Below are 16,095 nucleotides of genomic sequence, written 5' to 3'. Positions count from 1 at the left end.
CTGCTGTATTTTCGTAAGTTCCTGCTTCTGCATCAGCTTTTACTTTTGCTGTGATTATTACAGTGATTGTTTCTCCACCATTTAAAGTAGTTTCTTCTGTAGTTACCATATTTCCGTCTACATTTACTACTAAATCTGCAGCTCCTTTTGTAGCTGTTGCTGTTACTTTTTCAAATACATCTGGCACATTATCTGTTACTACTACATTATTTATTAATGTATTAGTTGCACCACTATTTTTAGCTGTAATTGTAAATGTTACTGTATCTCCTGGGTTAGCTGTTGATACGTCTACAGTCTTATTTGTTTCAAAAGCACCTGCTATAATATTATATTTATTCGTTACTGCAAATCCTGTATATTTATCACCTGTTATTTCCACAATATAATCTTTTGGAGTATTAGGTTCTTTTGCGTAGTATTCAAATTCTCTACCACTTGGGTCGTGTTTTGCAAGTTTTTCAAATGTTGTTGATATTTCGTCTTCTTCAACACCTTCCATCTTATCTGGTGTTACTAAACTTGCTTTTCCATCTTCATATGGAACATGTTCATCAATTGCAGTTCCATCAAGTTCTACGCCTTTTCTCCATAACTCTATAGTTGTTGATGGTTTTGGTCCGCCATCCCAAACTTTTGTTACTTCAATATCCAATCCGTTTGTATCGGTAGGTCCACCTTCTCTACTATTGGTTACTTTAATATTAGCTTCTTTAACTGCTGGAGTTACTTCTTTTCCATTTGCATCTAATGTAGCATCTTTTAATACGATTTTTGCAGGTTCAGATGTTTCTGCTTCTTCTCCAACTTTGTAGCTAGGAACATAACCATGTTTTCCTATTTCTTCAATTTTGTATTCGCCATAATACATTTTATCAAGAGTTATAGAATCTCCTGCTTTTAATTTAAATGTATATTTTCCTTCGGCTGTTTTTGTTAAACCTGTGATACCATCTAAGGTTCCTTTAGGTCCTGTTATTTCAAATTCAAATTCAATTGGGTCTGTAGCCGCTCTCATCATACGAGTTTGCGGTTCTACTTCATTATGAAACTCTTTTGAAATAGTAATTTTGCCTTCCGGTGTTTTCAATTTATTTGTTATGACAAAACCTTCTGTTTTGTCTCCCGAATAACTTACTTCATAGTTTTCCGGAACATTTGATTCCACAACATAGTATTCAAATTCTCTTCCGCTTGGATCATGTTTTGCTAAACCTTTAAATTCATGGCTTAACCCATCTTCAATACTTGTTGTCGCTTGGAATTGTCCTAATTGTTCATTAATTGCAGTTCCATCAAGTTTTACACCTTTTCTCCAAAGTTCTATAGTAACGTCCGGCTTTACTATATTGCCTTCCCAAGCTTTTGTTACTTTTATATCTAATTTATTTGGGTCAGTAGTACCGCCTTTTCTACTATTTGTTACTATAATATTAGCTTCTTTAACTGCTGGAGTTACTTCTTTTCCATCTGCACCTAATTCAGCTGCTTTTAACGTAACTTTTGCAGGTCCTGTTATAGTTTCTACATCTCCCACTTTATAGCTTGGAACATAACCATGAGCTTGTGTTTCTGAAATTGTGTATTCACCATAGTACAAATTTTCAAGTGTATGGGATTCTCCTGCAGTTAATTTAACCACTTCATTATAACCATATGGTCCCGTTACTGTAACTTCAAAGACCAATCTACCTTGGTCATCTATAGATCTCTTAGCACGTGTTTGTAGTTCATTTTGAAGTTCTTTTGTAATAGTAAGTTTTCCTACTGGGGCATTTACTTTATTTGTAATAGAATTTGTTTCAAAGTCAAAACTTCCCAGTGTCCAGTTACCATTTGTTACATTCTTTTCTGCAAAATTTTCTTTTACATAGAATGTATATCCTTCTCCAGCAGCATTTGTCTTGTTTAAGTCATTCCATATTGCTGTTGTCTCTGTTCCAGTTATTTTCCTAACAAGTTCTCCAGGAACCTTTTCATCGGTTTTCCCTTCAATTTTTCTCCACAATTCAAAATTCATGGTAGGACGAGTTACTTTTTCTTCGCCTTCCCATACTTTTGTTGCTGTGAAAGAAGATCTGTCATAATTGTTGGTAATATTAAAACCTTCAATTGTAGTTTTGTAATTTTCAACTGGATTTTCTGTAATAGTATAAACTATTTCTTTACCTTCTTTATACGTAGGCTTATTAGTAAATTCATAGCTCCAACTATCTTGTTCGGTTACTATTTTGCTTTCTACAATTTTACCATCTGCCAATAAATTTACAGTGATTTCACTTGGACGTTTCTCATATTTATTATCATCATCGTTCCAAGTCTTAGATCCCTTTAAATCTTCACGTACTTCCGGAACATGAGTATTAGTAATTATTATTACTCCTCTATCTCCAGTTGTTTGAAGACCTTGTTCTTCATCATTATATCCCGGAACCGGTATTTCTTTTACGCTATATTCTAATTCAGTTTCACCGTCATATTTCGGTAAATCTGTCCAGTTACAATACCATTTATTATCCTCGTTTAATATTTTTTCTTCTTTGAATTTAGCTTCTTCAGTTGAGCCTTTTGCTTTAACAAAAAGCTGAATTGTTACATTTTCCGGTCTTATACCATCCTGATTCTTTCCATCATTCCATACTTTTGACACTTCTAGTGATGTATTTCGTGGCGCATAGGTATTTTCTATGTCTGTACCAGGATACTTAGAAATATAGTCTAATTCTTTTTCTTTATCTTCGTCATAGAATTTTTCTTTTACAAAATAGTCAATTTCTTTTCCATTTTCATATTTTATTAAATCAGTGAACTTATAGTTCCAACCTCCAGTTTCAGTTACTTCTCTGGTATCTATCAGTACTGAGCTTTCATCAGTTCTCTTGTATAACTCCACCTCTATTTTAGAAGGACGTTCCTCCTCTAAATTATCTTCGTTTATCCAAATCTTAGTTCCTGAATATTCTGTATATATTTGTTTTACAACAACATTAGCACTATCAGTTGTTTTACCTTCAGTAAGCCAAAAAACTTTTCCGTATACTACACCAGTTTTTCCACTTTTCAAAGTAACAGTATCACCATCGTTTGCTCTATTTATGGCTATTCTGTCAGCTGCTGTTATTTCTCCTGTATACTCTGTTAATTTATCTGCAGATGCTATATTCGTTATGGTTTTTCCTACTGCTGATAAACCAATTTCAGCCTGATAAATATATGGCTTTGTTTCTCCAGAAGCAAGAGTGTCCTCAATAAAAATATCCACCCCATCATTTGACATAAATTCAGAAGAAATTAGTTTTAAATTTTCCAAACCATCTTGGATTGGATCTTCTATATAAATCTTTTGTGTAATATTTGAATTATTAGTTACATCAATTTTATATTCTACAATTTGCCCTGCTTCAGCATCCACAGTATCTAGATATTCTGTATTAGTAATTGTGTTTTTCACTGTTTTATTCAGCGCAATTCCGCCTAGTGGTCCTTCCGGTAGTGATACTTCTACAAATCTTATTGTAATTACAGGTTTCGCTTCAGTTCCACTTCCACCAGGTTTTACTGATAAATAACCTTCTAATGATGAGCCATTTGCTTTTTTAAATGAGCTCATGTCAAAAGACACTGCAAAGGTTGTTTCCAAATACTCATTACTGTCAGTGTATCCTTCAATTTTTACCGGTATTATTTTAGAAGCACCATTTAATACATCGTCTATACTGAATTCATAATCTTTTGGAGTTAATTTGTCAGTAACATCAATTCCTTCTTCTGTACCACCAGTTTCTCCACCTTCATATTTAGCTTGTAAATATATTTTTAAAGGATTATTTAAATAATCGTCCAATTTATATTTACTATTTGCCACTGGCTCATATACAGTTTTTAATTCAATATCTATTCCCTCTGATGATACATCTCTTTGTGGAAGCATACTTCTAAAAGATATTTCATCATTTTCTTCCATGGCTTCTATTGCTTCTTGAATCGCTGCTGTTAAATCTACTAACGGATCTCCACTATCTATCGTAAATTTAACTTCTCCAGTTGAAGCTCCCGGATAAGTTCCTGCCTTTATTATTGACTTTTCACCCTTTGCGACAACATTGAAGCTTGTAGAACTTTCTACTTCACTTATATTATCTCCTTGCACAGTATTCATGAATTGAATTCTTCCGGATTCTACTGTTGCCGTTGTCTTTAATGTTATTTCTACATTAATTACCTCATTTGGATTTAAGTCTCCAAAATAAGCACTGTAAAAATTACCATTGACTTCCATATTTGAGGAATAATTTATATTTACAAATTCAAGTCCTTCCGGAAGTTCAAAATTGTATACAAGGTTTCTAGCAACATCATTGCCATAGTTTCTAATTTCTGTATTGATTACAACTTCTTCTTCACTTGTAATTTCTTCTCTCTGTGAATTTGTAACTACCTCTACTAATGCTTGTACTTCCTCCGATATTTCTTCTTCAGGAATTACTTCCTCCGGAAAACCAACTTCCGGATTATTTCCCTCAGAATTGTCAATATCTTCGTTTTCTTCTACACTGTTTCCAGTATCCTCACTCTCTGAAACATCTTCGCCATTGTTTTCACTTTCAACAATTTCCACTTCATTGTCATAAGCATTTTTAACTTGGGCGAAAGCTTCAATTGGAGTGGATAGAAGAATTATTAATGCCAAAAATAAAGATATTTTCTTAGAAAAATGTTTTATCGTCTTCGACATATTTCTTCACTCTCCTTTTTTTATTAACAGAGTAAGTTATTTCTCAAACTTACTCTGTTAATATTTTATTACACTGTCACATCAATTCTAGATTCAGATTTATCCGGTGCTTTAACAACAATTGTAAGTGTTGTTCCTGGAGCTTGTTTTTCTGCAAATATAATATATTTAAGTTCTTCATCTAAACTTGTGTCTGCTGCCTTTAATTCTTTTCCATTTGCATAAACTGTTACAGTTGCTCCATCATCTGTATAGAACATGATTAGCTCTTCATCTACGTAATCTATTTCTATCATTGTTCTTTCTTTGATTACTCTGTCTTCTACTTTTGCTACATCGCTATTTGATAGTAGTTTTTGTCCTGGTCCAAATTCCATAGGTTTTTCTGTTTCTTTATCTACTGTAATTGGCCCTTCTTGGAAAATGACTTCTATTGGGTATGACCCTCCACTTTCAGTGTCATCTCTTCGAACTTTTCCAGCGCCATTTCCGCCATAAACTCCGGCCAACGCTTCATAAAAAGCTTTGTCTTGCTCATTTTCACCATTAGTTATAAGAACACCATTTCCATCAGATTCAAACACTCCTATAAGATTTTTATATTCATTATTCTCATCTTTTTCTAATGCATTTATAGGTTTTTTATCCAATGTAGTCTCTTCAGAATATTCCTTCTTAAATACATAGAACCTTCCAAATTTTTCATCTGGATTTGTAAGTTTAACATATCCATAATGTTCATCTATTTGTGTTGAGTTTTCTATAGGTAGAAATTCTGCGTTTACTTTAGATAAAATATTTCCATTTGCTATATAATTGAAAACATATTCTATTTCTTTAATTTTTTTCTTAGTCTTACCTGTTTCTTCATCAATATTTTCAATCAATTTTTCTTCATCAGTATCTCCAACCCACTCAATTGTCTGTTTATCATCTAATGTTATTGTTGGATGTTTTTGGATTGTTGTAGCAATATCTGTTGTTCCTAATTTCAATAAATCCCAACCATCTGCCTTAAACTTAGTTGGTTCATAACTGGAAACTTCTACAGTGTCATAACCAAAAGTTGGTGCTACATCTTTAATAACTGAGTTTCCACCAGGTGTAGGTCTAGAATTAATTACCTTTCCATTGACATCTAATGGGAAACCAATTAATTTTTTAGATTGTTCTTCTGGTAGTTTAGTGTCTTTACTATCGTCTTTAGTTTTTACAACATTTTCTGATGTGTTTGCATATACAGGCATATTTTCTTTGCCACCATTATCTGCAAAATTCTTTGCATCTCCAACACCATTATGAACTATCGGCGCTTTAGTATAGAAATTATCTATTACTACTGCCTCTACTGTTCCATTTGATGTTCCATATTGGTTAAAAGATGATCTAATAAACAAAATGCCATTATCTGTTACAGGCACAGAAACATCTATTTTAGTTTCACCTGGTTGTAATGCTTCATATTCTCCATCTCTGACTCTTTCACTTATATATAGTGGGTTCCCATCCTCGTCTTTTTTATTCACTAGTTGATCAAAATCACTTTCGATTTCCTGAACTTGTCCAGTAGACATATCTGTTATAGTTTTAGTCTCTCCAGATATATCTAAATTAAATGCATCTGAGTTTTCCATATTGTATGGTACAAATACCCAATCAACTGATTCTAGTTCTGCATCTATAACCAGTCCTAAATTATCATCCCTTATTTGTTCCGGTATCTCTGCCGTTAATGTAACATTTAAAGGTTTGAAGCTTTCATCGTCCTTATATATCTTTATATTTTCCATAGTTGGTTTTGTAATAGTAGGATTTGTCTTAGAAGGTAAACCTCTCATATATACATATTCATATACATAAGCATCAGCTATTCCATCTTCTGCATTTTTAGAAGCATCCGGTCCAGCAAAATATTTTGAATCCCAGTCCCAACCCCATGCAATAGAGCCTGATCCATCATAGGATGTCTTGAAAATATTGCCCGATAAATCTAGGAAAACCGAAGATGATCTTTCTGTTGATATATCATATGTATATCCTGGTTGTAAAAATGTAAGACCAATCCAAGATTCTTTAGGATCAATTGCAGGCATTCCTTTTGTGTTAGTACCTTTTTCATAATAATATCCATCAGATCTATATTCCAATTGTTTGCCGTTATTATCAAGAACTACTCCACTATCATCTTTAAGCATATACTTCTCATCCCAAGCAGTTGGGTGCAAATTGTTGAATCCATACCCATGTTTATTCGCAAGGCCAGATTGTTTCAAATCCTCGGAATCATTTGTTGCATATATTGGAAATTTTTTATCTCTATCTCTATCTTGTGTATCACCATCACCTGTTATTCTTGGATATAGTGTAGCTTCTGTTTGCCTAAAATCAAGAGCATCCATATATCCACCTTCTCTTGCTTGACCATGATATCTACCGTCACCCCAAGCCCAAGTACGCCCCTTTTGGTCAATAAAGAATGATACGGATTCACCAGCAAAAACTTTTTGAGCTTTTGGCGTATATCCTACGTGGTTTATATCTTCCGAATTAATGATAACTTTTGTAGGTGTACTTACTACACGAGAACCTCCTCTACTTGGTCCTCCACCAAAAATTTGCCCCCATTCAAAAACATTTCCATCCTTATCCATAGCAACATTTCTTGAATAACTAGTGTCTATTGCTGTTATATTTGATAATGCATTTATTTTACTAAATGTGGTAGTCGTTCCTGTCGTACTACCATCTCCAAGTACTCCTCTTGCCCTACTGCCCATTGCCCAAACCGTTCCATCATCAGCTAATGCAAGTGTGTGATGGTCTCCAGGAGATACCTTAATAAATTTTACCCCAGCGGATAATGTAGGTAGCGAAACTTTTATTGGAGTACTATTATAACCTGTTGATCCTGGTATTCTACCTCCAGATCCATATCCCCACATGAAAATATCTCCATTTTCATCTACTGCTGCTATATGATGTGCCTGATTTGCTTTTGCAGGATAAAAATCAACTATCTTCGTTGAAATATTAACTTCAACCGGAGTTACATTTGTAGTTGCATTTGTTCCGTTGCCCATTTGACCTTCTAATCCTCTACCCCAAGCATATAGCTTACCTTGGTCTGAAAGTGCATAGCCGGTTTCATAACCTGCAGCAATTTTTACAATTTTGATATCCTTATCTACAAAATATGGAATTCTCCTAAGTCCTCCAAGGTACATTTGTTGTGCTGCAGTTTGTCCTATTCCAGTTCTCCCTGAAAGATTATATCCCCAAGACCAAACTTTACCTTGAACATCCAGCGCATGACCTCCAAGTTTACCTGACGCCGTTTGAGTAAATCTAATTATAGACAGTTGATCATATATTGGTGCATCTTTACTATAATCAAATGTATAATTCTGCGTTTGGGTGGTTCCTCCGGTGGCAATTTTATATCTTTCATATAAGTCAGCTGCCGTTAAATAATCTGTCTTCTGTTCCGGTTCCGCTATTGCACTAACATTTTCTTCAGCATTAACCGGGGTAATTAATCCTGAAAGCATTACACCTACAAGTGCTAAGCTTAAAAACTTTTTCTTTTTCAACTTTTTATTCCTCCTTTATATTTAATTTATTTATAAAATTATTGTAACTAAAATGTAAATCAAGTGAGTTTAATTGAGAAGTTTCAGTTACAGCAATTGCAAAAATAACTATCCACTTAGTTGTTGTCTTATTTAAAGCTAATATAATGTACTATATAGTTTAAATTTTTAAATATGTATTTTTTGAAAAGTATTATGTGCCTTAAAATTAATTACACCAATTTTGTATATTTTAATTTTAAACTACATTAATTAATTAATATTATATCATATTTTTTTCGTATAGAAACAATTTTATATACAATTTTAATATTGTATGCCAAAATATCCAATGTTTTAATTTCCGAAACACATAACCTTTTAATTCAACCTTTTCAAGCTCTTATTAAGATTCCTTTTTTTATTTAATTAAATAATATTTTTAAAATTTTTAGTTTTAAAATTTAATATACATCTTTAATTTAGTGTACATTTTTAGTTTATTAATAATCATTATTTTTTTAAATAATCTGCCTTATCATAGTACAGTATAGTAAGTTTATATTTCCAAAACTATTAATTCTTTATTCAACATAAAAATTTCCTTTTCTCATGTTTTTAAACCCTTCATACTAGTATTTTAAATATTTATTTATATATGGGTTAATCACTATTTTAATCTACATAAAAAAGCACAGTTGATTTTTTATTTTCAACTGTGCTTTTTTATGATTTAATCTTCTGCATAATTTATTTTGCAAAAATCTCTATTAAATTATTTAATTACACTGCCTCCACCTGATACAGAGTTTGTACTGCTCCTTGCTTTTTCAAGTGCTGCCCAATCTCTAACCGGAAGTAATTCTTTCCATATTTCTATATTTGTCTTTGACGCTCTTGTATAAGTGTGTGAGTTTGTAGCTTCTTGAATTTGTGCGTAGTACCATGCATTTCTATTAGAGTTGTCTGTCCATGTCTTCATGTTAGATAATAAGTGGTCTTTATCCGGTGTTCTCTCTAATACTGCATTCACTAGTGTTGCTGCTTCTGCTCTTGTGATTTCCTGGTCCGGTTTAAAACTTCCATCTGTATATCCGCTTATTAAACCAAGTGATGCTAATTTATTTATTTCATTTTCTGCCCAATTTCCCTTTACGTCTGTAAATTTATTATTTGCTAATGAGCTTGTATCTGACAGGAATCTGGATGCCATTGTTGCAAATTCACCTCTTGTGATTTTCGCATTTGGCTTAAAGCTTCCGTCCGGATATCCTGTTACTGCCTTTGCATTGCTTAGTGTTGAGATTGCATTGTTATACCAAGTTTCTGCTCCAACATCATTGTAGTTATTTATACTACTCCAATTACTGTTTCTTGAGCTATCTGTCATCATTCTAAAGAATATTGTAGATACTTCTGCTCTCGTTATTTTTCCTTCAGGTTTTACTGTTCCATTTGGATAACCTATCATATATGCATAGTGGTCTTCTTTATTTAGTGTAGTAGTTGTACTTCCTCCACCACTCCATGTCCAACCTGTTGATGTTGATGGTTCATCTACTATAAGTTCTCTACTTGGAACGTCTTCACCATCTACTACTGCAATATTTTGTATTTTATCCCCGTCTTTTGCTGAACTATTTACTTTTACTTCTATAGTAATTGTAAATGTTTCGCCAGCTTTAATAGTTGGCACAGTATACTCAACTAATTGACCTGTTATTTTAGCAGCACTTGGAACTACATTTCTAATATCAAGTTTACTTGGAACTCTATCTAAAATCTTTATATTTTTAACGTCTATGGCTCCGGTGTTTTTAATATTAATATAGTACTTAAATGTATCTCCAATTTCTACTTTATTGCTTAATAAATTATCTGTTTTTGTAATTACCAATTTAGGATCTGTTGGTTTTATTTCTGTCCATTGTGCATATAATGTTATATTTTTAGTAATATTAAACTTAGTACCAGCTGCATAAGCTGTTCCAGTTCCATTTTTTTCAGTATTCCAGCCAGCGAAAGTATGATTAGCTTTTACTAGATCACCTTTATCTTTAACAGTTACTTCATCATTTAAATAATATTCTGTTAAATCATTTACTGCACCACTATCTGCACCATTTCCATCATATGTTACTTTATACTTATCATTTTCTATCCATTGTGCATAAAAAGTCATATCTTCAGATATTTTAAACTTAGAATCAGCTGCATAAGCTGTTCCAGTTCCATCTTTTTCAGTATTCCAGCCTGTGAAAGTATGATTTCCTTTTTCCATATTTCCTTTGTCAAGAACAATTACTTCGCTATCTATTATATATGGGCTATTTGTATCAGTTTGGGAACCTGTTCCGCCATTTGCATCATATTCTACTTTATATAACGGTTTAACTTTTACCGTAGCTGTTACAGTATCTTTTACTTTTACAAATGGTTTACCACCATAAATAAATATTTCCGTTCCATTTTTAGCTATAAAGGAATCTCCATCTTCTCCCAAGTCTACTTCATCCTGATTATCATCAGTTAATTCACCTTTGTATTGTTGCAATTTTTCATATTCCGCTATATTGATAATATTTTCTACAGCATCTTTCGCTACTACAGCCTTGTATATAAACACCTTAGGATTATTTTCTTTTGACCCTACTGTAGTAGATATATTTATTTCTCCATCTTTGTTTTCAAATATATCATCTTCAGTTAATCCATCCTTTACTAATTCAATATTAGTAAGCTTTTCATTTAATTTATCCTTTACTGTTACAGGATTATCTATATTTGCTGAATTGGATATTTCAATTTTATAAGAAACCTTATCCCCAGGGTTTGCAACTATTTCCTCTGAGTATTCAGTTTCACCTTTAGTTTCATTTAAAACCTGCTTAGTAATCACAGCGTCTCCTAATACACCATCCGGCTGTGCTTTTTCTCTCAAAATTAGTCTTAATTCAGGAATAGCTACTGATCCTCCACCACCAGTTGAAATAGCTAAATATGCATCTAATTTTTCACCGCCTACTTCTTTAAGTACACTTTTATCACATCTCAATAAAAAATTTGTACACAAATAATCTGCTATATGATCATATCCATCTACTGTCATATCTTCAGTAAATAAATCTTTGTCTTCAACTCCACCATTGCCATATATATCGGATATATTTATATCAAAGCCTTCTGGATTTATTCTATCCGTTATATTATCACCGTTTGTTATGTTACCAGCAGGTTCGTCACCTACATATATTCCTTCAAAGTGTAGTGGAATTATATCTTCTATATAGTCGGACAATTGATATTTTGAACCGGGTACTGCTTCAAAAGTTGCTCTTACTATTATATCAATTTTTGTTACAAGTCCTCCTTCATTATCGTCAGAAGGAATTGATCTCTTTTGTCTTGGTTTAGGCATACTTTCTAAATAATTGTGAATTTCTTCTGTTATATCAATTTTTTGATTAGAGTCAGTATTTAGCTTAATTATTCTTTCCGTCGGCTCTATTCTTCGTGAATTAAACTGCTCTAAATATTTTTCTAATTCAATCTGTTCTAGTTCTTCTTGCCTTAGTTCTTCTTGTCTCAGTTCTTTTTCTAAATTAACTTGATTTAATTCTTCTTGCCCAATCTCTTCCATGCCTTCTTCTGATCCTTCTTGGTCTAAGTTTTCTAAATTATTTAAGTTATTATTAGCTTCTTCAGCATCTTCAACATTTATTACTTGTTTCTCGTTCTCCTGTGTTTTATCAGCATATGAAATGTTTGAAGGAAAAAATGTTGAACAAATTATAACAAAAGCTAGTATAAAACTGGTTAATCTCTTAATGTTTTTATTCATGTCTTATCATCCTCTTTTCAATATCAATATTACAAATTTTCTTTGTTCATTACCATAAATTGCAGTTCTTCACAAAGACAAATAATCTTCTTTCATACTACATATATTTAATATAGTATTTAATCACCTCCATTTACCTTTAGGTAAAACTCATCGTTTTTATGTACTACGAAAACCAAATTTACTATTTTTACAAAAGTAAAAAGTAAATTGAATATGTGCATTATATCATACTTTTTAAGTATAGTAACTATTTTATATACATTATTTTAAATAACGCTAATAATGCATTAAAAAAAACTCAACATCAGTTAAATTCTAGTTTTACAACTTCAAATTTTTTTATTTTTTCAAATCTCTGATCATTGTCTACCTTTTTAATTCTCTTTTTGGTGATTTGTTTATCTTTAATATTATTTCCCGATTGTTTGTAAACTACATATTTTTAATGGATATTCCCTAAAAAAATCAAGAACACATCACAACAAAAAAACTTATTTATTCTATATTAATACATATTAAAAGGACTTCGTCATTTTAGACAAAATCCTTTTATTATTTCAATAACTAGATATTGAAATGTTAAATTTCATTTATTTAACCACACTACCTCCACCTGATCCAGAGTTGGCACTACTCCATGCTTTTTCAAGTGCTGCCCAATCTCTAACTGGAAGTAATTCTCCCCATGTTTCTATACTTGTCTTTGATGGTCTTGTATAGGTGTGTGAGTTTGTGGCTTCTTGTATTTGTGCATAGTACCATGCATTTCTATTAGAGTTATCTGTCCATGTCTTCATATTAGATAATAAGTGGTCTTTATCCGGTGTTCTCTCTAATACTGCATTCATTAGTGTTGCTGCTTCTGCTCTTGTGATTTCCTGGTCTGGTTTGAAGCTTCCATCTGAATATCCACTTATTAAACCAAGTGATGCCAGTTTATTTATTTCACTTTCTGCCCAATTTCCCTTTACGTCTGTAAATTTATTGTTTGTCAGCGAGCTTGTATCTGATAGGAATCTGGATGCCATTGTTGCAAATTCTCCTCTTGTGATTTTTGCATTTGGCTTAAAACTTCCATCCGGATATCCTGTTACTGCCTTTGCATTGCTTAGTGTTGATATTGCGTTGTTATACCAAGTTTCTGCTCCAACGTCATTGTAGTTATTTACACTGCTCCAATTGCTGTTTCTTGAGCTATCTGTCATCATTCTAAAAAATATTGTAGATACTTCTGCTCTTGTGATTTTTCCTTCAGGTTTTACTGTTCCATTTGGATAACCTATCATATATGCATAGTGGTCATCTTTATTTAGTGTAGTAGTTGTACTTCCTCCACCACTCCATGTCCAGCCTGTTGATATTGACTCATCTACTATAAGTTCTCTACTTGGAACGTCTTTTCCCCATTGTGCAAATAGCACAACATTCTCCGTAATAATAAAGGTGTCTCCTGATTCATATTCTATGCCATTTCCATTTGGCATTGTGTTCCAACTCTTAAATATATGATTTGCTTTTGTAAATTCATTATCTTTTACAGTCACTACTTCTTTATTACCGTATTCTACAATATCCAAAACAGTTCCAGCATCAGCTTCGTTTCCATCATACAACACTTTATATTTTCCAACTGGAAGTTTATCTATTCCAACAGTAAGTGTCATCGCATTTTTTTTGCCTTCATACACACTAGGGTAATGGGCATCTCTACCTTCCGGAGTTTGTATCCCATAGTATTCATAGGAATAATCCATCGAATTTTTCTCATCTTCACACAACGGAGGCACCGGAAAGGCAAAATTAATTTTTCCTTCAACTTGCATTTCAATTGTATTTATATCAACGCCCTTATCACTAATCACCAAATTATCTTTCATGTATAAATAATTGTCTACACTTGAAAATATCTCTTGGGTAATAGCTCCATTTATCTTGCTTTCTAAAAAGCTCAGTGGCGTACTTTTATAATCTTCCTCTTCTTTAAAGTCAACTATAATTTTTTTGCTACCATCTTTAAAACCATCCTCATATTTAACATTTTCAATTTTATAGAAACTTGCATCATTACCCATTTTATATTCCAAAGATTTTTTAATTCCAGCGTTTGTTCTATCAATTAAGTCTATTCCATTGGGAATAGTTAACTTTATTTGAAAAATGGATGTAAAATTCTCAACTTCCACAGAATCCGTAGCTCCTCCAAAATGATAAAATATATTTTTAAACAATTTCATAGCCGGATAAATATCTAAAGTTCCTAATATTGTAAGCACATCTCTTTTTTCCACTTTAAAAACCTTTTTATTTTCTGTATCATAGTCATCTAAAATTGACATTTGTTGATTATTCCCCTTTTTATTTACAAGTAAGTCTCCATTAATTCTAAATGGAGCTAGAACTGTTAAAGTTGGCTTGTACATATACTTTTTATGTATCTCAAGTAGTTTATTGTTATAATCCTCTTCACTTGTCCCATTTACATCAATAAGAAATTCATTATTTAAGATATAATCTTCCCCTCCAGGCAACTGATCTAAATTACAAAGATGAAATATCTGATTTAATGTACTCTGCTTAGCTTCTTCAACACGTGTTTCTGTTGTTTTAAACTCCCCATCAGAGGATACAAATGTAGTTGAATATCCGGACATATTGTCATTTGTCATTAATTTAATTTCTATAAAACCTTTTAATTGATAGCCATACTCATTTAAAGCTGCACTGCTTCTTAAATCTTTTAAAAACTCAGCAATACTCTCATCATCATATTCCTTTTCCAAGGTAATCGGAATTTTTAAAGTATTCAAATCAGAATCGTAGTCAACACCTTTTGTATCATCTAATTTAAATAAACTTCCCCTTCCCATTTCAAAGGAAATACTACCATTAATATAATCCAAACCTTCCGGCAACTCTACAGTAAATGTTTGATTCAAAGTTGCAGAAAATTTGGTGCCTTCTCCTTTGTTTGCAAGTTCTTGTTCCCTTTCAATTTTTTTATCTAGTGATTCGTTTAACTCTGAAAAATATTGTATTAGCTCATTCCAATCAACCTCTATCCTAACTTTAAACTCTTCTTCACCTGAGCCATAATCCATTAAGTTTCTAATAGTCGGAATACCTTCTTTTTCAGTGTTCCAAATTCCCACATTCCTATCATAGTACTGTATGTCCGCTCCTACACAAACTGATTGTAGACATTCTTCATAGTCATCTCTATTAATCCATTCTAAATATAAATGCAAATCCTCCTCAGACGCTTTAAAAGTCGGAAACTTATTTTCATCACTATCTGCATACTCTATTATATTATATTTATTTCCTTTCCCATCGTTCCAAGTTCCCGAAAACATCATATCCGGATTTTTATTTGTTATTTTTTCTCCATAGGAGTTTCTATTCACTTCTTCTAAAGATAATATACGCACATCATCCCCTATTTTGTATCCATTGTTTTCAAATCCTTTATCAATATAGACGGCATTCTCTCTAGTCTTAGCATCCTCTTCATTTTTATAGTAATTTATGTAAATTTTTCTATCTGTAACCTCATAATTCGTATCTATCCTTTCTAAACTATCACTCTTTGTCTCATCATTCTGCTTCTTTTCTACTTCTGTTGGAAAAATACTCTTCATTTCTCCAAATTCTACACGCTCAATTCTATCCCCAATGTAGGCGCCTTCTTCAATAGCAAATCCCGAAAATGATGATATTAGAATAAACAGTGCTAATAAAACAATAGTTCTCTTTCCTTTTACTCTTCCTTTCATTTTGATTCTCCTTTCTAACATTAAGTTTAAGCTTCTTCTCTCATATACTCTTTATGTACTCTAATTTATACAATAAAAGCACAATATTGCAATATAAAATTTACTTACACATTATCTGCTTAATTCATTTAGATCGAAGTATTTTTATTCTCTATATATAAACAACAAAAGACA

General features: G+C 32.3%; 4 protein-coding genes. All 4 read right to left on the bottom strand.

Annotated features, from left to right (window positions below; genetic code table 11):
• Window positions 1–4,735 (bottom strand): Cna B-type domain-containing protein (locus BUB47_RS03120; RefSeq protein WP_143270595.1); only part of this gene is annotated, 4,735 nt, incomplete at its 3' end.
• Between the two features lie 68 nt (window positions 4,736–4,803).
• Entirely contained in the window at window positions 4,804–8,325 is a 3,522-nt protein-coding gene (locus BUB47_RS03115; protein WP_073183680.1) for an RCC1 domain-containing protein, read from the bottom strand.
• A 754-nt stretch (window positions 8,326–9,079) separates the two neighbouring features.
• A complete protein-coding gene (locus BUB47_RS03110; RefSeq protein WP_073183679.1) occupies window positions 9,080–12,145 on the bottom strand; it encodes an S-layer homology domain-containing protein in 3,066 nt (1,021 codons plus the stop codon).
• Between the two features lie 593 nt (window positions 12,146–12,738).
• Window positions 12,739–15,921, bottom strand: a complete 3,183-nt coding sequence (locus tag BUB47_RS03105; RefSeq protein ID WP_073183677.1) for an S-layer homology domain-containing protein — start codon at window positions 15,919–15,921, stop codon at window positions 12,739–12,741.
• Between the last annotated feature and the right edge of the window lie 174 nt (window positions 15,922–16,095).

It is taken from the genome of Anaerosphaera aminiphila DSM 21120 (assembly GCF_900129925.1).
In the GTDB taxonomy this organism is placed as follows: Bacteria; Bacillota; Clostridia; order Tissierellales; family Peptoniphilaceae; genus Anaerosphaera; species Anaerosphaera aminiphila.
Note: the sequence above shows the minus strand (reverse complement) of the source record. Positions and strands in the feature narration are given on the sequence as shown.